This window comes from Vibrio sp. CUB2, from assembly GCF_001557945.1.
Lineage (GTDB): Bacteria > Pseudomonadota > Gammaproteobacteria > Enterobacterales > Vibrionaceae > Vibrio > Vibrio owensii.
Map to the genome: position 1 here is coordinate 387,801 of NZ_LNRB01000005.1, position 24,852 is coordinate 412,652.

Sequence of the window (24,852 nt, forward strand, 5' to 3'; positions counted from 1 at the left end):
CTGAATCAATCCTTGTTGAGCGTATGGCCATAAAGCAACAAAGGCCTCTTAATGAGGCCTGATATACTATCCTATGCAAGTAAATGCTTTTTTGGTATCGCTCAAAAACTCGTGAACGCTAATGGCATACCAACCATTTTCATTCGCGACTGCAAGGTCTCGAGACGCAATGCCAACACCAAATTTACGGCTAGGCCATGCTAACTCGAGCATCGAAACAATCTCTTGATTCGCGTTTTGAACGTCATAGCCAGGCTCAGGCATTTTCACTCTCGCCTTTTGACAATGATGCAACACACCGTGTACAGCTGGGTCGGTCATTTCAAAGACGTCGTCCCAACAGCCAAGGTCATTGGTCAAGCCCTGCTCTCTACGAAGCGTAGCGATTAACTGCCGAACGTCATGCATGACATAAGCTTCTTTAGCTGTTTTTTCTTTACTCAAACAGTCAGCACATAAACCTATTAAATTCGATGGTGAGTTATCATATTTAATACCGTTAACATGATGAACATTGTACTTGAGTTTATGCTTGTTCAAATCAACTTGACACTTCTCACAACAGTACTTTTTCTCTTGTTTGTAGCTCCTCGAAAGCTTCTCCCAATCGTCGGTATGATCATTACGGGTATCTCCAGACTGTCTTTTTGGAATATGAGGAAACACCGAACTATACGTGGAGAAGAAGCGCGCCATATCAAATCCATTGAAAACAGCTTCTTTGCGTGCCCTATCGCCAGTCCCGTAGCCCTGATAGTTAAGGGCTCTGATGCAAGACTTACATACTTTTAGTTTCGCTTTCCCTTCTATATCCCTACCATCGATATAGTTTGTCCCTGTAATCAAAAACTCGCCACTCACATCGTTGGTCACCACGTATCGCTCAAACAGCCCTTGAGTCCTCATACCCTTCAACTTAGCACAATCCGCTACATGGTATTTAGGACCACTTTTTTCTGGGTTACTCAGCGCAGAAGTCACGGAAGTACCCACATCCTGAATATAAAGCAGTACCTGGCGACCTTTATAACCAAGGAGTCCAGAGTCAGTATCGACATCCTTAAGCTCAACAACCTTACCTTCACCCAGTTCAATATCAATTGGGTCGATATTAGTTGGCGTGTATTGTAGGTTGAACTGTCCAGGTTTATCAGGAGGCATAAGCTCAATGGCTGCTCGTAGCGCTTCCATATCAAAGGAGAGCTTCATTCCTCTCCCCCTAAAATTTTACGAATTTGCTCTTCGGCATTGGTTATTACGCGGAACGAAACACGCCTAGACCGCTGGGCAAGTTCTACACCATATTTATTTTTAATAACCTTCGAAGAAGAATAACCAACGGCTGCAACATACTGTTTAACCCAAGAGTAGTTAAAGTGGTCATTGCGAACATAATCAAGGCTCATCACAAAACCTAAAACAGCCCTTGTGCGAGATTGTGATAGGTTCATATTGTTAAAGTAGGCCTCATAATCTGTTGAATCATGGTTCCAACGGCTTGATGTGTGACCTTCAATTTTTATTTCTTGTATCGACGGCTTATATTTATTCAATACCTGCAAATAACGCGGGAAAAAGTCGCTCAGTATGACCTCAAACTTACTGCTTAAATCTGACTTCCCGTTGGCGAACAAAACGTCCGGGGCGGTAAAGTTTAAACTTAAAGTACTTCGTTCAATTTCAGCGCCCCACTTTTCAAGGTCTTCAGAGAACTCTTCGACCAAAGCAAGGTAAATAGCTTCCTGTGTTTTCTCATACGTAACAGCGACTTCTTTGATCTTATCTCGTTCATTCATTGCGTCTCGCATCAATGCCACTGAGATAAACAAGAACACCATCATCAAACCTGCCATAAGGTCTGATACTGACATCCAGTGGTCGCCTCCATCAGCAGAGGCCGACCTTTTACCAAACAAATTGCTCATATTAGCTCGCCAACTTAGTTACACTGCCGACAACTGTTTTCATTTCATTCGTCAGTTTTCCATAGTCTCGAGTGAACTGTTGAGTCACCGTTGCAAGACCTTGTCCCATCTCGTTGATGACACGGTTAATCTCTTGCTGCATTTGAAGATCCAGTACTTCCACTTGCTTCTCAACCGCTTGGCCAGTTTGTGCAACACTGTCAATGACTTGCTCTTCAAGGCTTTCAAACGTCCGCTTCACTTCACGCACTTGAGCTTCAAAGACTTCTTCTAAAACGCCCTCAAGGCGGTCTTGCAAATCTTTGATTCCTTGAACCATGTGTTGTTGTGTTTGCTGTGTTCTTTGACTTAAGTCTTCATTACTTTTTGCAAGAATTTCTACGGTATCAGCCGATGACGTTGCAACATCATTGACCATTTCACGTACGTTATGATTCAAATCACCCATCGCACTATGCAGACGGTTTTGTATTTCTGTAGTTTGATTAGTAATGCACTCAACCATTGATTGAACACGCACAGATGCATCCCCCATTTGACTGCTAATGTCATCTGCACTCTCAATTAACGAGCCACCAAGCTCCCTAGCTCCTTGTTTAAGTTCGCCAGACATCGCAACCGCACTTGCATCCAATTCAGATTTGATAGTTTGCAAGTTTGCTTGCACTGCTGATGAATATTCCGCTAGCGCTTCGCTGAATTTTTTCCCATATTGCTCAATCAATAAGTGAGACGCTTCGTTCATCTTCTCAAATGTTTCGACAGACTCTTCAACTGTACTAGATACGTGACCTATTGCACTCTCTGCACTCTCAACTAAAGAGTGCCCAACAGCGTCGACGGTTTCAGCCACTTTAGTCGTGAACATTCCAACCGCAGATTCGATACCGTCATTGATGGATTGAATGCCGTCAGAAGTCGTCGTCGTGAAATGCTGAGTCGCGGTGGTATGAGCAGAGGCAAAATTATCCAAAGCAACGCGATTTTCTTCGCCCACTTTTTCCATATGCTCATTTGCTGAACTCAGCAACCGTTGAACACAAGACGTGTGTTGTTCAATAGTATCGTTGGTGTCAGCAATCAACCTTTCACATGTTTCTGACGATGCCTGAACTGATCCAGAAACCAGAGACAGAGAGTTTTCTGTGTTTTCAATGAGTGATTTGCCAACAGCATCGACTGTCTCGTTTACTTTTGTAGAGAACTCAGTAACAGCACTCTCTATGCCCGCATTGATCTTGTGAATATTATCATCGGCAGTCGTTGAAAACTGTTGTGTTGCGGTTGTATGCGCTGACGCAAAATCATCCATCGCTATGCGCGTTTCTTCTTTTGCGTTTTCTAAATGTTGATTTGCCGCTTTCAACGTTTCTTGAGCTGAGGCAGAGTAATCGTTGATTGTTTCGTTTGTCTGATTGATGAGCTGCTCAAATGAGGCACATGTAGACTCGACCGATGTCGTCACTTTACTCATACTTCCTTCAACGGTAGAAAGTAGTTGGTTACCCGATTCATCTATCGTCTTGGTAATTGAGTCATTCATGTTCGATAATGCGGCACCCAGCTCAGAAGTCATTGTATCGATGCCCTGCCCCGTAGACTCCGTAAACTGTTTCGTCGCCAGTTTATGCTCATCGCTAAAGCTGTCGATCATCGCTTTCGATTCAGAAAGCATGGTTTCATAATGACTCGAAGCAGCAGAAACTGAACTGCTGATCACTGTCATCGTATCATCCAGCTGGCGTTGAATTTCTGGCATTGCCTCAACGGCTTTATCACGTAGTTCCTTAAATGCATCCAAACGCTGTTCAAGCTCAGTTACTTGCCCATGCCCCAGTTCCATAACGTCATGCAGTTTTTCCATGGTTTTAGGAATACTTTCCGTTCGTTCGCTAATATGAGCGACGGATTTTTCTGTATACGTGATCGCGTCGACACCTAACTGGTACGTATGGGCCATTTCTTTGAGTTGTTGACGATAGTTTTCTTGCCAGTCAACCAGTTTTTTCACCGAGTCATCAAGACGTTTGAAGTTTTCACCAAATTGCTCTGTCAAATTGTTATTGAAATCAACAATCACCTCTTTTAGTGCATTGATAACCTGTTCGGTGGCAGATTTAGATAGCATCTCACCAAATTTATCCATCTCATCCCACAGGCGCTCACTAAATGCAGAGTGCGACGTATGCATCAGTGATAGGCTCTCAACAGTGTTCTTATGGTGGGCATTGATTTCAGACAACTCGTTCTTAACCAACTTGTTGCCATCGTTCACATCACTTCGCAATAAACGAACTTGTGAAGCTAAAGAAGACTCTTCATCACCTCGGATTGAATCAACCAGTGACTGAGAAACCTTCAGTTGTTGGTCCATCACTGAATATATTTCATCAGGGCCAACGCCCTCTACGACCACGTTTTTGGCAGGAATAAAGGGTTCAATGGCTTTAAAAGCAATATTGGCGCACATACCGACCAAGCTGGTCAAAAACGCCGTTTTTAAACCTGATAATAGTAACGAAATACTGCCATCAATGTTTTGAGGGTCGAATTCCATCAAGCCGACAACAATACCGGCAAAAGTCCCCAGAATACCTAGTGATGTCATTAGGTTAGGAGCACCACTCACAAACCCATTTGCTTTCCCTAGCAAAGCTAGGAGCAAGCTAAAGACAAAAACAGCACCAATGATGTAGATAAACAGATCAGAAAATGCATTTGCAGATACAGAGGCAATTAAGCCGGATAGATATTCACTCATTATTTAGACAATATATTTTAAGGTTTTAAAAAACAGGCATAACGCCGTTCTAAATCAGTACGCAGATAGGCTGCTGGGATTTAACCGCAAACGTAAAAGCGCACCAACGTGGGTCTATTCTGGTTTGAGGTTATGGGTTCTTTAAGTTAATAAATTGGGCATTTTCGATAATGCTGTCATTTCAGTTATTTTTTCTTGGGAATCGTCTATCCGCTATAAAACAGAGCACGCCTGACAATAGTACTATAGAGCCCGAGAGTCCTTTAAAGCCAGATTTCAATACAAGCCTGAGAAGCTCATCATCCGTACTATGACTGTAAAAGGTATACGTATTTAAGATTAGATTCGATCCTATAAAAATTAAACACAAGCCAAAAATTGAAAGATAGTTTTTAACAAAGAAATCTTTAATGCTTACCAACATATTTTTATGTTCACCTATATTTTCAAAAATAACAACATTTACTCAGTTAATATTATTGATAACTTTATAACACTTGAAGTACACACATGTAATACATTCACAACCTTAAATAAAACTCACACAAAAATAACAAGTGACCGGGAATGAACCACTTGTTAACTTTTTAACAGAAAGGAATTTAATTTCGATGGTTCATTCCTAACTTTTCTAATAACTCATGCGTGAGTAAGTTAAGTCTATGGAATGACTTCTCTTGTTCTGGCTTCATTTTTAAACCAAATAATTCTCTGAAAAATGAGCAATTGTTTCTGTATGTATTGAGTTCTTTTTCGATTTTTGGCAAGTACTCATTCAAAAGTGTCTTTACACGAAGAGCATTATTTCTTGCAGCAATCAATTGATTAGAAGCTTCCGCTGTATAGCTGATCAACTTGTCTGCTTCTTGAATTAACGTTTCTTTCTGCTCTTTTACTTTTTCAACTTTCTTGTAAGAGCTTTTAGTAGAAAAGAAAACCATCGGCGCGACTAAGATCCCACCAAGCACCCAAAAGCCGCCAGCCATTCCTGCCCCACCCGTTGCAAGAGAACCGCCACCAAACCAAGCTAACGTTGCGTTAGTTGCAGCAACACCGGATAGCGAAGAGATTGCGGTACCTGTAGAGGCTGAACCAATCAAAGAAACCAGCCCCCACGCGCCAAGTGCGGTTGTGCCGCCAACAAGACCGCCAAAGCCAACGTTGAGCGAAGTATTAAAACCTGAGTTGAATCGTTCAAATTGACTCAACGTTCGCTTTTGGACCGAGCGTACATTCGATTTTGACTTAAGTATTTTTTCTACTGGTTTAAGTGCATTTTTCAAACGGCTCAGATCTGCACCAATAGAAGATAGGCTCTCGTTTGTAGACGCTTCAATGGCTTTTATGCGCTCAAAAGCCGGCTTATAGATCGCCTCATACATGTCAGAGTAATGCTTATTATGCAGTTCGAGCATAAAGGAACCACCAAGAGAAACCATAGCCCCCATTGCTTTACCTACATTCTTAAGTACTGATCTTTTATTTTCAGCTGGTACAAAGAATTCCAATTCTTCATATACTTCATCAAAATACTTAAATGCCCCTTCAGCAATTTCCTTATTAGTTTTACTGCTGCAATCAACAACATTTTTAAACGCTAAAATTGAGTTGCCGGTATGCTTATATTCTTTAACAAACGTGCTCATTAACTCTAACTTTTACTACTTTATATAAATCCGTTAACGCATAGCGATTTGGGTTAACAGGAAACCTGAATTGTCTTTACGTTGATAAGCTTATCAAATAGATCGAATAATGTGCTTTCATAAGCTTACAATGTCTTAGTGTTGCTAAGGTGATGCATCGAGGATTCAAAATCCCAAAAAAAACCAGAGCACTAGGGCTCTGGTTTTCGCGCGGATTATAAGGAAGAAGTGTGATTTCGATCAACTTATATTTTATGTAATTTATTGCTTAAAGCACCGTTCAAATTCAGCCCACACCACATCGTAGTAGCGTTCGCGATCGCACTTGTCGAACGAAGCGATGTATTCAATCATGCAACTCTGCTGGGCTGCATGTCTTCCATTAGCAAATCCGCCGTCGGGTTCATGAGGCATTTACTGTTAACTGCAGGTTTAATAGTGCTCAGTTAACTCAAATGAGCGCTTTAGATACGGACAAACCTCACAAGCTGCGCACCCTAAACAGTTAGTGGAAACATTATCATCACAGGTGTTAATGATTTCTTTGATCTCTTCTTCGCTTGGTGGTTCTGAGAATATTGGCTCGAACATCGTTTCCTCACGCAATCATTAAACATTCAAAAAAACCAGAGCACTCAGGCTCTGGTTTTCGCGGATTATATTAGAAGTCAGTTATTACAACCAACTTATATTTTATGTAATTTGCTACTTAAAGCGCCTTTCAAACTCGGCCCATACCACATCGTAGTCGCGTTCACGGTCGCACTTGTCGAATGGGGCAACGTATTCGATTGTGCGCTCGACTGGACCGCCTGGTTGGGTGTCATCCATGTAGGTTTTGTAAACCTTGCCGGATTTCAGTTCGCGGATATCTTCCCAGCCCAGTTGCACGTTTGTGTCTGTCAGCGGGTCATCCTCTGAACCCAAACCTTGCGCACGATTCTCATACACGCCGTTTTCAATCGTGGTGGTAAAACCGTTTTTCTTATTGAATTTACGGTCTAAGCCTACGCCGACCAAACCTTTTGATGCAGTAAACACAATACGCCCGGTTTGGTCGTACCAAGTATCCGCCTCGTACTGACGCATCACAGGGAACTGAACACGGTAGATGGTTTTCAGCTCTTCCAAGGTCATACCCAGTGCCATTGCAACCAGCACATCAATTTCTACTAACGCTTGACGGCGAGCGTAATCGGTACGTAGTGCACAATCACGATGCCACTCAGAAGTAAGATTTCTGAAAAAAGAATTTTGTAGTCTCGGATCTTTTTTCCCCCACTCTTGAGTAAAATTATTAATAGATCCATCCATAAAGTCATGCCAGAGACCACTATAAGTCTCTGATATACAATTAAGGGACATAATTAATGTATTTAAGCACTTTTTGTAACTTGGAGACAGCTCCGTAAGCAATGGTACAAACTTCATAGATCCGGTTGTAAAGTCGCTCTTACCTGTTGACTTTACATAAAAATCAAATGGAAGAGATTGCATCATAGCGGTTACAGACATCAACGTTTTTACATCTTTAAATGTAGATGAAATACAAGTATGCAAATGACCAACGCGTTTTGGAAATAATGCTGAAATCAGCGTTCTTTCCCCCCGATTGACTTAGCATTCTTCGATGAACCAATCGATAATAATCCGTCACCGGACGATGCTCTGGCTTATTTGCTGGATTCGCTCCACTTGCCTGCCAAGCCGATAAATCAGCCTCATCAATCCATGGCACTTTTGGGATCCGACGCAGGTATTCATCAGCATCACACGCAGGAACATAGTTGGTGCGTGGGAGGTAGTTGTCTGGGATTGAAATTAGATCGATACCATCATAATCGCTACTCAACTTACATTCACTTCTTGGTGTTTTGTAAAAAGGAGTCCCCACAAAAAAGTGTGGTCCAGATACAACCCACCTATCAGCTCCTTCCGAAAAGGTAGTGGTACGTTCAATAGTCCCATCTTTTTGCGCATTGGTCTCATGCCACATTTCTAATGACAGATAACCATCAGCTAAGCTCGATAACTTTTTAGGTTGAGAAGCAAATTTCTCCAATACCGATGTTAACTGAGAGGTATGTAGTGCAGGCAGTCGCGCAGCTAAATATGGTGTTCCTTCTTGGTCATAGAGGTTTGCAAAAAGCGAAAGCTCATGTTTACCAACTTTTATTATTCGGGCTGAATGGGCTTTCGTACTCCAGCAGACGTCAACTTTACCATCATTGACTTCAATATCTTTTAGGCCCGGAACAGGCTCATTGCCCATGTACGAATAACAGGCGTCGATTGTATTCGGTGTAAATAGGTTTGCGATATTATCGAAGCTAACGTCTTCCATAAACGATGCATAAACGTTAATGGAATACATGGTCGCATGGTGGACTTCAGCAAATAAACTCATTTCATTATGAAATTGGTAATGAGCGCGAAGACGCGGGTAAATCAAACTTCTTAATTTGCCCCCTTTCGGATCATCATACGTACCCTCTGGGTGTAAGAAACCACTCACACCTTCTACATTGGAGATACGCCAAGCTTGCGGCAAGAAACACTTGTACAGGTTGGTCTGAATGCCTTTCAACTCTGGATAATTGACCAAACCATTGAGGAAGTTTTGCGTAGCTGATGCTTCTTCATATTCTGAGAAATAGGCTTGCTCCAAAGCCGGCATACGCAGCAGCGTTTCTTCACGTAGCGTATTCAACTTAGATGCAGAGAACTTACGCAGCACAAATTGCGGCTCATAGTCACCCATAATGCCGCCTTCTTGCCATTCCACTTTAAGCCAAGGCGGGTTACCGAGAATCAAGTCAAAACCACCGTTGTCAGCGAAAATGTCAGCGAACTCCAGTTCCCAATGGAAGAATTTATAGCGCGCTGCTAACTCATCCACTTTACGCAAACGGGGGAACACATCATACAAAAAGTCCTTATTGACTACCCCACCACGGCTGGTTGAGAACAGATCTTGTGTTTGTTGACTGCCTTCGGAGAACATCGCCATTTGGCCTGAGCTTTCTTCGGTGACTACGGTTTCTGTCACCGTGTAGCCTTCCAGCACCTGTTCGATTTCACCCAAGTATTCCGCTCGGCTTGGCAGATCATTGGCGTTGTCGATTGGCCAGAACCAAAGTGCACACCAATAGTCCATCACCATTTTTAGGCGTGGATAAACGGCTGAGCCTTCATGCTGAGACTTTTTCAACAGTGCATCTTTGCTATAAGTAGAGCTTAACTGCTCGGAGTGTTCAGACTCTGGCCACACTTTTAGGCTATCAGTGACAATGTCACGCTCCTTGCGGCGCTGTACCGTATGCTCTTGCCACAATTCATCGATTTTGCCTGAGATGCGCAGCAGTTGGGCTTTCTCATCTGGCGTGAACGATTTGACAAACTCTTTGCGCCAGTTAGTGATGGTTTTGATTTCACTCTCTTTGAGCGATTTCACCACTTTATCGCTGTAGTCCGCCATGCCGTTGTCTGGCAGCAAGTAGTGGTACACCTCTTGGTCTTTACGCGAATCGCTGTGACCTAAACGTTTTGGCTCAATGTTTAACCAACTTGGGTCTTTGGCTTTTTTGTAAGCAAGATCGCCGGTTGAGAACACTTGACGGCGCGCACCAATCAGCGAGTTACCGTTATAGAGCTGATAGCCAAACCAAGGCACAAACGCTTCATCACTGATCGCATTCAACCACAGTGACACTTCAGCCAATTCTACTGCAATCGGGTTTAAATCGACGCCGTAGACGTTGTTGTCGGCAATGAACATCTTCACACGTTGCAATTCACGGGTGTATTGCTCTTGCGGAATGCGTTTGTCTTCAGCGAGCTGTTTCAGTTCAAGGTATTTTTCAGCAAGTTGGTTGATCGCTTCGTTCAAGAACGCTGCGCTACCCATTGCTGGCTCACACACTTTCAAAGTAAGGATCTTGTCTGCTTTTTCACTTGTACTTTCAAGCGGTTCAATCTGCTCTTTGTACAGCTCTTTCAGTGCGTATTTCACCAAAGACTGGGTAAGCACTTCCGGCGTATAGTAAGAGGCCGATTTTTCGCGGTCACGCCCTGCCATGCGGTAGATAAAGCTGCCGCGTTGGTGGCATTTCAGTGAGCCGTCTTTGTGGAAGACTTTTTCACCTTCTTTGTAGTCCACAAGCTGCTCCGCAGTGACAAAATAGCCCGTTTCCAGCTCATTGACTTCTTCTTTTTCTTTCTTCACTTCGTACAAATCGGTCTTAGCGAAGAAGCCACGGTAAGAAAGCAGCGCCTCATACACCGCACCTAATTGGTTAATACCAAGCTGTGCATAAGAGATACGACCACGACGCTTGTTTTTGCCTTTACCTGGGCGGCTTAGCGACATCAACTCAATAATGCGTTGCAGGGTTTCGTTGCGGAAGATCACTCGGCCCAAATACGGCATGCGATCGTCATCAAACAAGTGGCTTTCCAGTTTACGGATACTAAAGCTGTGTACTAGCGAAGCATGGCTGCTTTCTGCGAACAGATCTTCATCGCGCTCGCCTTTCTTTTTGTCACGAGATGAGGCTTTCTTGCCACTGAAGCCGTTCGATACCAATCGGAATAGCATTTGTAAGCTGTCATGAATGTAGCGACCATTCCGTGACTCTTCGGTGGTGAGATCGACCATTTCAAGCTCACGCAGCGCTTCAAGGCTGTAGCCTTTCAGATAAGTTTCCGAATCTGTCGGCGCATATTGCAGCTCTGGGCGCGCTTCAATGTAGAACAAGAAAAGCATGCGGTACATGTAGCGCAAACATTCCAAGCTCAACTGGTTCGGATCGATATTGCTCTTACCCTCGTAGGTGAAGCCTTTTTCGATCAGCTGCTTGGCTGCTTCATCACCCAACAGTTCAATCGATTCACGCAGCGCGTATTTGAGATCTTCAGACACGGCAAAAGCATGCTTGTGCGAGCTTTCATCGAGATTATCCAGCAGGTTTTGACCTTGCTCTGGGCAAATCGAATCTTTGTGTAGCAATGCAGCCGTGGCTTTTAGCGTATCGGCTTCTTTTCGGCTAAGAATTTCTTCAATGTCAAAACGAAGCAGGCGGTTTTGCGCCCATTTAGTGCGGTCAAGCAGCAAGCACTGACGGTTACCGAGCAGAAGCACCCAGCGAGGTGGTTCTTGCGCGCTGAATACCTTCTTCGATACCAAGTCTTGCCAGGTCAGAAGTTCACCATGAGCATTTTGCTTAAGTGATTTCTGGCTATCTTCATTGACCGTTGCTATCTGACTCGCCAGTAATGGTAATGAAAGTGGATCGGCATCATCACCACTCAGATCATGGGCTTCTACGATCCACAGTAAAGGCTGTCCTTGCGTATCTTGATAAGCCGATAGCACTGGCAACTCTGCGCCATCAATCAATACGGAAGTAGGTTTAAGTTCATAACCTAATGCATGTAAAACCGGTGACCAACGGCTGCGTTGATCGCTCAGACGCTTGGTTTCACTCTTTGCAGCTTTATGTTGATTCAGTTGGCGAAAATACTCACCCGAGTAGCTGCGCAGCGCTTCAAAAGGTGTACGGTAGCCCTTAACTGGATTTCCACCCTTTTCACGCTCGGTTCGCTCTTGTTCACGCGCTTCGTTTTCTTTTTGTTGCCAACCATCTAATACGCCACGAATATCACCAACGAAAATCTCGCTGAGATAGTGGTGAGAGTAAAAGTCGTTTTCGTTTGAAATGCCAACCAGTGCCATATTAGTAACCCTCAGCGCCTGTTAGTACCGCCACCAGCTGAATGTACGGCGTTTTTTCGGTGGTCATGGTGTCTTCAATCCAATGCAGATATTCATTAAATATCTGTTCAATTTCTCGCTCGCGTTGCGCCTTACGGCTCTGCACGATAGTTTCCGCTTGTTTGCTGTCACCAAAGTCCAATTCAAGCTGTTGAATTTGTTTGTTTTTAAGTGCTTCTAGCTTGTCCATTTGATCGGTGAGCTTTTTGTCGAGATCTCGTTCGACATCATCACGGATGGACTGCAAATATGGCAATGCTGCGTCGATTGCACGACCCAATAATTCCTCTTGGCGTTCGTGACCACGCTCTCCGCCTTTGTTCGATAGCGTGCTAATGTGGAAAGGATGCTTTTCAACGAAATCTTCAAAACGTTCGATGCCACTTAATTCACCATCTTCAAAACTCACCACTAACCACGGGTTAACCACTGGGTGAGATTTGCGGTTTGGGAACAAGCCAGATAAGACAAAGTGATCTTCATAATTGTCAAACTGTGCTGGCATTCGCAGTACAGGCGCTTGATGGCGACCAAAGGCACTCATCATTTTGTCACCGAGCCACTGTGCAACTGGGTTGATTGGCCACAAATATTGAATACCCGGCCATGCGGTTTGCTCTCCGCGGCAGCGCACAATCTCATGATTGATCACGTTTAAATCATTGCTCAAACGCAAGGTGTATTTGTTCTCTTCCGTTGGCTGAATTTCAGGCGGTAGGAATTTGAAGCGTTGGCGCAAATCTTTAGGCGCAAACAGCGATAGCACTCCAGAGTCGTCGGTTTCTGAAATAATATGTTGCCCTTGATGCTTAAGATACTTCAGTGCTTGCTTACAATATTCCAAGTCATCATTGAACAAGCTCACCATCTCTTTCGCTTCTGATTGATCTTCACTGATTGGAGACTCATCAAAGAAACCGGCAAAAATATCGTCTTCATCACTCTCAATATTTGAGTCATAGAAGCTTTCCAGGAATGACGCGGTATCAAAGCTGCTGTCGTCATTCATCATGACGTCTTCAACTTGCGCTTCCTCTTCTTCCTGCGAGTAAGAGCGGGTGAACTCTGAGCTATCACCGATGTTTTTCTGCGCTTGGTCATCTTTCTCAATCAACACTTCCAAAACTCGTATATCACCACGAATGCGCTCATTGTCACTTTGAGTCAGCAAGTAGCGGATCTGTGGTTGATGCGTTTGACCATAACGGTCAATACGACCATTACGTTGCTGGAAGACCATCAATGACCATGGCACATCAAAGTGGACCATTTTGTGGCTGAGATGATGTAAGTTGATACCTTCAGACGCGACATCCGAACAAACCAGCAAACGTAGTTTTGAACTCTCTTTACCGAAATCTTCGACCACTTGCATGATATCGGTATCAGACATACCACCATGAAGCTGCGCAATCGCACCATCGCTTATTTTTAGGTCTTCTTTTAAGTTGTTATACAGAAAATCTAATGTTTTTAGGCTTTCAGTAAAGATAACCAGACGGTCATCACCCTGAGATTTTTTCCATTTCAGATCATTTTTGATCGTACCCAGTAAGGACTGGTACTTGCTGAAACTCTGCTTATCAATATTGCGTAAAGCGGATGCTAGCGATTCCAATTCGCTAATATCATCATAAAAATCAGGATCATTTTTCTTTTCCAGATTTCGAATACGATTTTCAACTGTCGATAAACACGCCATTGGGCTAGAGAACAGTGCTTTTTCCAACGTCACTTTAAACAGGCGGCTGCTTTTTCTGCCACTGTCCATACTCTTGAGCGATGCCGCGACCAGTCGACGATAGACTTCTTCTTCTTGCGAGCTCGCATTCGCATAGATTGATTGGATGTTACGCTCAGGAAATTCGCCTTTCATCTGATCTTTTACGTCTTTTTTGAAACGTCGAACAATCAGGTTTTTGTCTTTAAAATCGTCATAGCTGTATTCACTTGGGTTCGCGATAGCCGTCGCGTCCAGCATATTCATCAAGCTGGCAAAGCTCTCTGCCTTACCATCGTGTGGTGTTGCGGACAACATGACTAGGGTATCACTGCGACGAGAAAGCAATTTCGCAAGTTTACTACGTTGTGAATGCGAACCACGCTCTGCGACGTTATGCGCTTCATCGATAACGATAATGTCCCAGTAGGCTTGCTCTAAGTAATGACGGTATTCCACATCCTGCTTAAGCGTATCAATTGAAATGATTGCCTTGTCATAGTAGTGGAACGGGTTGTGGTTGGTGGGAATTCGGTTACGCACCTTTTGCAAGCCCGCCGAATCCAGGCGAGTCAATGGGATAGAAAAACGGCTCCAAAACTCTTTTTGGAACTGGGTCAGCATCGATTTTACGGCAAGCACAAGGATACGTTTCCCTTTGCCTCGGCGGATCAGTTCAGACACTAGGATCCCTGCCTCAAGGGTTTTACCTAAACCCACAGAGTCGGCAATCAGAATACGATGTCGCGGTTGTTGTAACACCATTTTCGTTGGGTCTAACTGAAATTGCAGCGGATCCATTGCAGCCTTGTGCCCCATGTGGACAGTTTCATCTGTCGGAACTCGACCACGCAACATGCTTTCTATATAAAGCTTGGATGCGCTGTAGCTAGGAGAGTCGTCCTCTACAAGTTTGGTGTTTTTTGGGTCTAGCACTTCCACATCACCTTCAAGCGATGTTAAAAAACGACCTTCTTTACCACGAACCAGTTCTGAGATCCCCTCGCAAGTGATGAGGTGTCCACCATCGGAACTGTGATCGACTTTTTGAATAACCCATTCCGCATCACGGATGACAATTCGCATTCCGGGCGCATAGTGTGTATTTGTTTGTGACATGATGTTCTCTGCTCAGCAAAATCGATAGCATCGATATTTTGCTGCATATATTAGGGGAGTTTAAGCAAGGTCTCCATGATGAAAACCTTGCTTTATACCTAAGCGATCAAAATCTGCTCTGATTACCTTATTTAAATCCAACAATCATATAGCTAGACATACTTTCAGGTGCGACCAAATCGTATTTCATTGCGGCCAGCTTTTGCGCCTGTCGTTCCTCTTCATCAAAGAAGTCGAAGCTGCTGTAGCCATCCACGCGCCAAAAGCCTAAACCGTAATCGAACAAAACGTATGCCGTTGTTCCATCTTCAAATTCAATCTCTAGTTCACGTCCATGCCCTACTTCACCATAACCACCAGCAAAGAAGCTGATGTCACCTTCCCAGCTTTGCCCCAAGTAGCCGTCATTTAGCAAAATACGAAGTACATTTTCTCGTGCTATGTTGTCATTCCAATCTTGGAAGATTCTCTGAGAATAGCTCTCTTGCGTTTCAAGGCTATTTGCGGACAACAACAATGAAGCATTTGTGCAATCAGCGTACTCATTAATTTTGGTGATGATTTCACCAATCAGTCTTACCGTTGCAGGGCTTTTTAGGAAACGGTCGTTGTAGCTAACTCGCTTCACCTTATTACCTGCCCTGACTGTATTTACAAAATCAGGATGATGCTCGCTCAATACTGACCAGAATCTTTCGCCAAAGCTATCAATCGAACCATCAAACTCCGTGGTAAATGTGATGCGTACATCCGTAGCAGGATCCATTGGTTGCAAGGCTTCAAGCTGCACTGATTCGCCAACATTTGCTAACGCACATTCTACCTGATTTGCTGAGACAACCACTCCATCAGATACGCGTCCCCATCCTCCTGATAATGAGGTATCAACGTTAGGTGCCGCCGCCCACTCGGTAAAGGTTGATCCTTTGTCTAGCCAAGCGATACGTTTACCATCCTTTGCAGACAGATACTTTTCATCAACGATGCGAATATCCACTGTCGCGCTTGGTAGCATTTGTAGACCTGCCAGCTGAGATTTCACCGAGCTGTCAAGCTGTTCCATGTCTTCCTTGGTCAACATAAGTTGCACGTTACCGTCATTATTGGCAGCGTATCGGATCATATCTTCAAATAGGGGCCAGCGGTCCAGTTGCCACTCTGCTGCGTTCCCTGACAAAAGAACGCCACAACGAAGTACATTACCCTTTGATAGCTCCAAACGAAGTCTATCGGTCATTGAAAGAGTCTCAAAAACGCTGTTTTCACCAAGGTATTTTAGGTGTGAGCCTAACTCCAAGCGATTCACCATTTCTGGACTTACCCATCGCGACGCTTCAGTATGATCGAGCTTATCGATGAAGAATTGTGTGTCGTAGCTCAACAAACAGTTATGGCACGCCTTGTCACACTTACAATCCAATACATCACGTGCTTTTTCAAATACAGCTTTCCAACAATCTACCAGTTGTACCGCGTAACCTGCGCCCCCTGCCGATTTATCAAAGATAAACAAAGAGTATGTAAACTCTTCACGCTCATCTTGTGCTTGTTGAACCGATAGCCCCAACTCTGACGTTTCAATCCCTAGGTGACGGGCTAAACCTTCACGCAACGCAACAACTAACGACCAAGCCTCAGTGTCATTGCTAATTGAAATACCATCCATATCTTTTAGCTGGATTTCGATCACGTCTGTTTGTGCGCTATATCCAAGCTGTAGGTCAGTAATGACACTGCCGTGACAGAGTTTGGCTTCTCTACCATCACCGTCATTAGTTGATTTACCGCCTCGTAAACGAAAGTGCGTGTTCTCTAATTCTGGATTGATGAGTGAACGTGGCTTTCTCCCTTCTTGAGATTGAGATTCCGTTCGACCGCAGCTAAGGCAAACTGAATACCCCAAATCACACTCACCGTTCGAGTAGTGATAAATCTCACCTTTATTACTAAAACGGTAACGTCCCATACTTGGATCCGGTAGAGATAGCCACTGCGATACTGGTAGCAGCACCCTTGGCTGCTTAAACGGCATCTGTTTTGGCTGGTTCACGTCATTATGTGATTGATAACGAATATCCGTGGCAAATCCGATTGGTTGTAAGTAGCGATTGATGTCATCTTGTTTTAGCTTTGAACCACAGTGTGTACATACTCTTGGCATGGTTTGCTGAGTAGCACCTGCACCACAAGACGAACAATGCCAGAAGAAAGGCAGATGCTGTGAATCTCCCTTAAGTTCCTGCCCACTAGCCAAGACTTTGCCTAGCATAACCCCAGCACTACGATACACCTTTCCGCCCAATACAACATCGGCTCCAGGAGCATATTCTCTTAATGCTGTTGGCAAGTCACGACTCGGCATTGATGCAAAGTTGCGTGAACTTTTTCGCTCTTTTTCTGGTGCAGCGATCGCTTTAGCATCGTTTTCTGAGATCTTCTTAAAGTTCAAATCTTCAATGGTTTGATAATTGAAGTTAACAACACCAACAGGGAAACCATGCCCCGGCAAAAACGCTTTAGTTGCAAGCGATGAGAACAAATAATCCCCGCGGAAATCACGAAGCTGGAACAACACCGCTTTTCCAGCTGGTGAGTTTTGCCAGTTTTTATCCTCATTCTTCAGTAACTCAATGTTATCCAACATAATTTGAAGCTGGTCGAGCCATCGCTCTTGAACAAATTCAATGGATGAAATCACTTTTACAAGCATTGCTTTGGTCGACAAATGGGCAATTGCGGTACCTTTGGCAATGCGCTCAGCCCCTTTTGCCCAGTCACTTGAGTTGCCTTCTTGAGCAAGATCCTTTAGCCATAAAACGAATTTTTCACACTGGCTCACGTCGCCTTCAAAGAACCATTCACAGTTCAGTTTGGTGGCATCATTCGATTTTTGGTGTAAGAAGCTACCCAACGCGAAAGCATTAATATGACGGAGTGCTATCGCTTCACTTTCCAAACGAACTTGTGGTGGCTGACACGTCACGACAAACGGCCACAGTGTATTTTCGAACACTTCCATACCATGAGCGGTGTTTTTACATAGTGTCACAGCCGCCGCCGCTGTTTCTCCTCGACGGCCAGCACGACCAGCACGCTGCAAATAGTTAGCTGGCGCCGGCGGAACGTTATTCATAGCAACAAGAGACATGCCACCAATATCTACCCCCATTTCCATCGTGGTAGAACAGTTTAGAACGTTGACTTTGCCTTCTTTAAACAGAGCTTCATTCGATTTGTTTACTTCTGAGCTTTGTTGCGCTGAGTGTTCTTCTAATCGGTACCATGACTCTTTCGCTGCAATCCTGTCGCTTCGGTTCGGCCACATGTTTTGCTGACGCGCTTCTAATACCACTGGGTTGCTTTCTAGCCACGCTAACCGTTCTGCTTTAGGGATCGTTGAGTCATCTTCATTGCGCCAATGCTTGTTCGGAATAGCAGGCATTTCAACTTGTGTTGCTTTGAAGACGTCACGGATATCTTTATTTGGCAAATAAGGTGAATAACCACAAAGAGTCACATCCAGTGCTTTTCTCGTATAAGGACAAATCCACACTTTCTTCGGCGTTGCAAACACCACCTGCTCTTTGAGGTTGAGTTGATAACCAGATTCAAGTGAATGCAACATAGGCTTTATCGCTTCCCACGCTGAGACCATCAAATGATTAACGCTCTCTCGCCAAAAAGCCTCTTCCGGTATGATCTGAGGAAAAGCCGCCACCAGCAGTTTAATGATGCGGTTATGTTGTTTTTTCCTAAACTTTGGCCATAGCAAATCACGGCGTTGCTCTGCAAAATCAACCGCTGGACCACGAAGAATCTTTCTTGGGAAGCGCGCCCCCATCCATCGTTGGTAATGCTCGTTATCAAAGAATACCGCACTGTTTTCACGAAGGTAGAAATCCAGAATGATCTTTAAGAAGTTACGCCATTCGGCTACTTGACTATCGGTATCCGTTAGCAGGTGCTTCCACTCACTCGGGACTGTAATAATTTTCTCAAGTGCTGGGTATCGAACAGAGACCAGTCCAAGGCTTTCCAATGACCACGTCTTCTTAGGGCGACGACCGAACTCTGTATACAAACAGAAATCAGCGTACTGCTCTTTATCAAGATTTAGGCCAGACAACTTGTTGAGGCGACCACGCATCGTGTCAAAATCAGAACGGCTATTTGCCAACTGTTGAGCCATTTGCTTCCAGCTCAGCAATACCCCTGAATTCTTAGCTGTCCCTTTTAGCGCTTGCTGGAAAGACTCAACATACTCAGGTTTACCCCACATCGGTAACATTGATGGAATCGATTCCAACATCGTCCTTTCATGTGCTGGCACTTCTTCTCCGGACAGAAACTTTCTGATGATCGCCGCGGTCATGGCTGTCATTGGATGCCCATCAAGATCTTTACAAAGCGGCTCAAATTCAACAGAAAAATCGACGCCCGTATCACCTGTCGACGTTTCTACCAACTCATGATAAGTCAATGTTCTTAGAGTATTTCGGTCTGCGTCTTGCTGAAGTCTCGCTGAGATTCGTGCCGTTCCTTGACGAGAGTCGGTAAACGTCAAAAGGCGCTTACCTTGACTCGGCCCCATACGTTGATCTTTCTCTTGTGGCGCAGGAGAAAAATCGAGCATGGTTGGGATCATATCACCCAAGAAGAAAGGTGCACCAAGTCGTGCATAGCGGAACAATCCGCCGTTTTTAGTTTCTTTCTCGCCACAACACCCACATCGGAAATGACTGCGGGTTTCTCCATCGTCCGCTGATTGAAGCGGTCTCAATAAACCAATGTTGATGGCGTTTCCTTCTTTGGGTGACAACAGACCAAGATTTTCGCGCCCAATCCCCAGTTTAAAAGGTTCCCCACCTTCACCGAGCATGCGCTCAAATCCAGTGCCACCAATTTCTTCATCAGCGTCACTTTCAGGTTGCTCGATATCTAAAACAAACTCATCTTCATCAAAATCCAATATGCGGGGACGTAGATAAGTATTGCCTTGATGTAACTTTTCCTCACACGCCAAATAGGATGTGCCACATCCTTGACAGCTTACAAGCTCAAAGACTGGTGCGCCGCATTCACAGGTGTGCTTGAGATTGGTGAATACTTTGCCAAAGTTCCAATCGTCAGACTGTAAGGTCTCATGTTTGTGAGAACAACTTTGGTTACTACATGCCCATAAGCCTGAAGTTGTTCGCAAATACGCGTGCATACGTAGCGGCGTAAATGCTTCACCATTCATGGCATAAGTCATGAGATCAAGTACAGTTAGAACCTGCTGCTTGGTAATAGATGAATCAACCGATTTAGCAACACGATGTAATGTTGAAAGCTGGTAAGCAGGCATTGGCGTTAAATTAAACTGCTCTAATACCCTCGGGTCATTAGAAAAAACCTGTCGCAATAATCGGGTTAGCGTGTAGTTGCTTAACGTAGAATACAACTCTTCTCTAGTAAGCGCTTTAAGACGACTAACATGCTCAAATGGGAACTCCAAATTAGCGATCTCGATTGCAGGTAGCTTTGGAATGTCACGATAACCACGGACAATTTTCACCTTTTGTTCTACTTCAGCATCTTCTACACCCGCAAGAGCAGCAAGATACTTAGCAAGTGTTTTATTCCCTTCAGCCGTGTCTTCACCAATAGTTGCCGATGTAGCAATAACTTGAACTGGATAATCTGTTCCAGGCCCTACGCCATAAGCTTGCATCACGCGACGTAGCAATAAGGCAAGTTCAGCCGCCTGCGAGCCAACATAAGTATGAGCTTCATCCAGAACGATATATTTGAGCATACCTTTTGACTGCTCGATCAGTTGTTCATCTTCTTTACGAACCAACATGTATTCAAGCATTGTCGCGTTGGTAACAAGAATCGAAGGCGGATATTGCCAAAGTTCTTCTCTACTCAGAACCTGTTCCGGATGATCTAATTGTTGCTCTTTAACCTTAGAACGGTAACGTTCTGTTTCACCGTTGTACAAAGCAAAGCGAATATCCCCTCTAAACTCTTTTGTCCATTTAGAGAGTCGCTCTTGTTGACTGTTGATCAGAGCGTTTAATGGGTACAGGAATAAAGCCTGAGTACCGATAAGCTTACCCTTCCGAGCTTTTTGTTGGCGAACAAGGTCCTCCAAAATCGGAACCATAAAACATTCGGTTTTACCAGAACCTGTGCCGCTGCTGACCAAGGTCGATTTACCTTCCTCCAAAATAGAACGCCAGGCTGTCAATTGGTGCTTGAAAGGCGCTTCTATCCCTTTGAGGACATCAACCAAATGCTCAGAGAGTAATGAGCCCTTAAGCGAGTTCATCGTTTCATTTGCCTGCTGCCAAGGGAACATTGCCTCAAAAACAGGATCTGCCATTAAAGCGCTTTCAGAACCTGGCGCAGAGGACAGTGCATTACGCAAAAACGAGGTTAGAGCTTTACTCTTAAAAGCATATTGACTAACAACCGAACGTTCTGAACGTTTCTGTAGTTGTTCCAGTAGAGGAGCGAATTCTAAATGCCTATTCTGCGTCATCTATTTCACCAAATTATTCTGAAAAAAATTAAAAATTGGACCAAAATGCTCAGGAGCTTGTTGGTAGGCCAAGTTAAATAATGTGTTTAGTTTTATATATTTCTTAGCTTCATCAGCCCGTAATAACGTGAAAGCAGCAGAGAGCATCACGTGGTTCAGAAGATTGGATACTTCTATCGAATACTGTCGATCAAACCAACACTTATCTACCGCTTTAGCAAGTGTCTTTTCCGTACGCAAAGCACTTATATAGATCTCTCTACCATACCCATCGATTCGAGCAAGGTTATCAACAAGTCGAATGAGATCTTGAATTGCAACGTTGAATTGTTCCTCTGTCGCATTCTCAACTAATTCGATTGACTGCCCTATCTCTTTAGATAGACGTTTAAGAACAATATTGACCCCAGCTCTGATACGCCAATCTCGGTGAGCCAGCGTTCGCAAAGGAATTTGCATCATCGCTAACATGCCAACAAACATATTTGGGTCGTTTTTAGTATCCAAAACCAGCTTTTCTACTGCGGCTTCCCAGTCTTCTAACGGAATCCCGCCCCAACTAAAGCCAAGTTGATTCTCTAAGCTATATATTTGCTCATAGTTGCCGGTAAACGTAGATATAAGCAGTAGGTTTATCAGATGTTTGTTGTTCTTTTTCAGTTGGTTACATATCGAAAACGTCTTGGCATCGAAACGCCCCATAGCGACCAGATTTTTGAGTAATTCATACCAATTTACAGACGCAAATGAGCTCAGGTCCTCAACAAGGAATTTTGCAGCTGCGTCATCACAGTACAGTGAACGCGATACTAAATTTTCGTTATTTGGGACCTCAATGTTATTTACGATAGTTTGATTAGAAACAACAACGCCATCTCTTTCACAATAGAGCAACCAAGCACCTTGTTCACCAACTAAGTTGTAGAGCTCAACCCCACCATGCTCAGAAAAGCTTAGCGGTATAGGTTCCTGATCTAACGATGACAAATCCATAGCAAAAACTGACACATCATTGTCGAGATTCTGCATTGAATCAGGCGTCAAGCTGATGCCACTGCTATGAAAAGACAAAATCAATGAATATCGACCAACTGAAAGTGTATTTTCCTTGGTTCCTGCAGAATAAGCGCGCAAGTTAATGACTTCATCCGTTTCAGCCACTGATAGTAGACTTTGAACAGGTCGCTGCATGAATGCTAACGACAGCTCTTTTGTCCCCTCATTACCAGTCCCCAGCATTGGAAACTTGATCTTGAGTAAGTTAGCCCCGTTTGAAGGAGATTTGAGGTCTGATAACGTTTTTTCAGCCTCAATCCAATACTTTTCATCCTGACCGTCAATTTCAATGCCTTCAGCTCTCATACCAAAAAGATGACCAACCGAAACTAAGTCACTAAGATTCTTATCAAAACTAACAAATCGACTGCCTTTAGCTGGGAATGGGATCAAAAGCTCCACCGGTTCAACATCAGGCCAGCTAATTTTGAGTTTAAGGGACTGTTTATACTGAGACTTCGACAAAACCTCTAGGCGAATATCATTCTCTGAAAAATCAGAATGGGATTCATAGAACTCCCCCTCGTGAAGATCTTCAAACTTAGCGTCTTTAAATCCTACGAATCGAACTACTCCAGAAACTTCGCTTTTTGGTAGCAAGGACACATTGGCGTTTTCAGGGAAAATCACACAGCGGGAGCTGTAACGAACGACACCATCGACTACTTGTCTAAGTTCTACTTTACCTAAAGGCTTTCTTTCTGAACAAGGAATCCACTCGGCCTGACCAGGTCTCAGGCGACGCCAGACAAAAGACTCCGTATTAACACGCTGATATTCTGCCCCCATAACTTGAAATATAATGGGTTCACCAACAAATATTGGATACTTACTGAAGATATTCTTAAAAGCGGTTCGACCAAAAACAAAGTGAGGCACTTCATCTTCAACCTGTCCTGTCTTGATATTACAACGAACGCCATCTTCAAGCGTAACAATGTAATCACCGCGCACCTGAGTTAAGAACCTTTCACAGTTATCAATCAATTCAGGAATGCCAAAATCACCATCACTATCTAAGGTAATAAAACTGTTAGACAGCGGCATAGCTAAAAATACACTTGGAGACTTCGCAGATAGACTTCCGCTACCGATCAATCGTAGCTTTGTCATATCTTCATCAAGCGGCTCTAAGACCCAAGGAAGGTCACCAGATAACGCCTCGCCACCAACTGGTACATAAGCTCCTAACTCTGTACCACCATCAAGCAGTTGAAAGCTAAACTCACTTAGTGAATGTCGCCCACTAATAATGTCATTGGCTGCCGCATACTTTTCAACACTCCAGATGTCTTCATCGTGCTTTGAAAGTAAAGCTAGCGTTTTAGCTTCATCTGAATATGTGCACGCCAGAACCAATCTAGTCGCCTTGCTGTTTGGATTAAGGTTGAAGTGATTTTCTAAAACTTTAGTTTTTACTTGCAAAGGTAACTTGAACGTTGTCTCACAAAACCAAATGTCATCTTCTTTGATCCACTCTCGCTGGATCCTAAGAGACGAGCGAACGTTCGATGTCGAAGATGAGTCACTTGCAAATACGGCTTTAGCTAGCTTTTCTGCATCAACTTCACTCAACACCACAGGAAGCTGCTTATACCAGTTTTTATCGTTAGCTTTAATTTTACAAACAACGTCAGAACGCGATACATCAACCTGACGAGCTAAATCATTTAGCGTTCGGCAAAACTCACCAGCTAAGTTAAATACAACATCATTACGAAGAGATGTTGGTAGAAACTCTTCACAGCTCGCTGCCAACTCATATACATCAACAGTCTGCTGAGTGTTTTGGCGAATAGCTGTTAACACTTTGCGGAAGTAAGTTACTAATGTCCCCTCATTTGTAGAAACCATTTTCAGAGGAAGTCCACCTTCTAACACTAGTGTTAATAGGTAAGCTGGTTTGTTACCTTTAGTTCGTAGTGGTCTTTTCCAAAACTTTAAACCACTTTCAGTCAGATAAGTGAGTGTACTGCTACTTAAGTTCGGCCAATCTAAAGCTTCCGTTATGTCAGACCATTTTACGTGCCCCGTTAAATGATTTCGGCGAACCCATTCCGAGCAAAACAAACAAAACGCCTCATGAACATAGAGAGGAGCGCGCCTACCTTGACGCATAGACTGATTATGACTTGAGAGAAGTGTTTTCAGCTGTTCATACTGCTCGTCACTACAACGATAGCGATATAGAGGTAAGCCACTAGGGACAGAATGCCCATTAACAGCAAAAATACTATGCAAAACCGAGTACAACGGGTTTCGATACATAACTTAAAGTGCCTTTAAACGAATACCTAAATTTCTAAAATTCGCCCAACTAAAC

General features: G+C 43.8%; 9 protein-coding genes. All 9 read right to left on the reverse strand.

The features are described 5' to 3' along the window. Window positions 1–66: 66 nt before the first annotated feature. Window positions 67–1,209, reverse strand: a complete 1,143-nt coding sequence (locus ATB78_RS10760; protein ID WP_061008654.1) for an HNH endonuclease signature motif containing protein — start codon at window positions 1,207–1,209, stop codon at window positions 67–69. Then, window positions 1,206–1,925 carry an OmpA family protein gene (locus ATB78_RS10765; protein ID WP_061008655.1) on the reverse strand — a complete coding sequence of 240 codons (720 nt, stop codon included), beginning with the start codon at window positions 1,923–1,925 and terminating at the stop codon, window positions 1,206–1,208. The genes ATB78_RS10760 and ATB78_RS10765 overlap by 4 nt, the downstream gene beginning before the upstream one ends. Before the next feature lies 1 nt (window position 1,926). Next, window positions 1,927–4,686, reverse strand: coding sequence for a hypothetical protein (locus ATB78_RS10770; RefSeq protein ID WP_061008656.1), 2,760 nt, complete (start codon window positions 4,684–4,686; stop codon window positions 1,927–1,929). 602 nt (window positions 4,687–5,288) lie between these two features. After that, the gene (locus ATB78_RS10775; protein ID WP_061008657.1) at window positions 5,289–6,332 is read right to left on the reverse strand and encodes a hypothetical protein; all 1,044 of its coding nucleotides are present in this window, start codon (window positions 6,330–6,332) and stop codon (window positions 5,289–5,291) included. A gap of 705 nt (window positions 6,333–7,037) precedes the next feature. Next, entirely contained in the window at window positions 7,038–7,646 is a 609-nt protein-coding gene (locus ATB78_RS30100) for a hypothetical protein (RefSeq protein WP_240537390.1), read from the reverse strand. A 217-nt stretch (window positions 7,647–7,863) separates the two neighbouring features. Beyond that, window positions 7,864–12,066 carry a hypothetical protein gene (locus ATB78_RS10780; protein ID WP_240537391.1) on the reverse strand — a complete coding sequence of 1,401 codons (4,203 nt, stop codon included), beginning with the start codon at window positions 12,064–12,066 and terminating at the stop codon, window positions 7,864–7,866. A gap of 1 nt (window position 12,067) precedes the next feature. Next, a complete protein-coding gene (locus ATB78_RS10785; RefSeq protein ID WP_240537392.1) occupies window positions 12,068–14,944 on the reverse strand; it encodes a DEAD/DEAH box helicase in 2,877 nt (958 codons plus the stop codon). Between the two features lie 127 nt (window positions 14,945–15,071). Next, window positions 15,072–21,473 (reverse strand): DEAD/DEAH box helicase, encoded by a 6,402-nt coding sequence (locus ATB78_RS10790; protein WP_061008659.1) that lies wholly within the window; start codon window positions 21,471–21,473, stop codon window positions 15,072–15,074. Next, entirely contained in the window at window positions 21,474–24,797 is a 3,324-nt protein-coding gene (locus ATB78_RS10795) for an STY4851/ECs_5259 family protein (RefSeq protein ID WP_155647794.1), read from the reverse strand. It abuts the gene before it with no gap. Between the last annotated feature and the right edge of the window lie 55 nt (window positions 24,798–24,852).

Excerpts from the sequence above, each read along its gene's own strand:
- ATB78_RS10760 (WP_061008654.1), bottom strand. The coding sequence starts at position 1,209 with ATGAAGCTCTCCTTTGATATGGAAGCGCTACGAGCAGCCATTGAGCTT.
- ATB78_RS10765 (WP_061008655.1), bottom strand. The coding sequence starts at position 1,925 with ATGAGCAATTTGTTTGGTAAAAGGTCGGCCTCTGCTGATGGAGGCGAC.
- ATB78_RS10770 (WP_061008656.1), bottom strand. The coding sequence starts at position 4,686 with ATGAGTGAATATCTATCCGGCTTAATTGCCTCTGTATCTGCAAATGCA.
- ATB78_RS10775 (WP_061008657.1), bottom strand. The coding sequence starts at position 6,332 with ATGAGCACGTTTGTTAAAGAATATAAGCATACCGGCAACTCAATTTTA.
- ATB78_RS30100 (WP_240537390.1), bottom strand. The coding sequence starts at position 7,646 with ATGGATGGATCTATTAATAATTTTACTCAAGAGTGGGGGAAAAAAGAT.
- ATB78_RS10780 (WP_240537391.1), bottom strand. The coding sequence starts at position 12,066 with ATGGCACTGGTTGGCATTTCAAACGAAAACGACTTTTACTCTCACCAC.
- ATB78_RS10785 (WP_240537392.1), bottom strand. The coding sequence starts at position 14,944 with ATGTCACAAACAAATACACACTATGCGCCCGGAATGCGAATTGTCATC.
- ATB78_RS10790 (WP_061008659.1), bottom strand. The coding sequence starts at position 21,473 with ATGACGCAGAATAGGCATTTAGAATTCGCTCCTCTACTGGAACAACTA.
- ATB78_RS10795 (WP_155647794.1), bottom strand. The coding sequence starts at position 24,797 with ATGTATCGAAACCCGTTGTACTCGGTTTTGCATAGTATTTTTGCTGTT.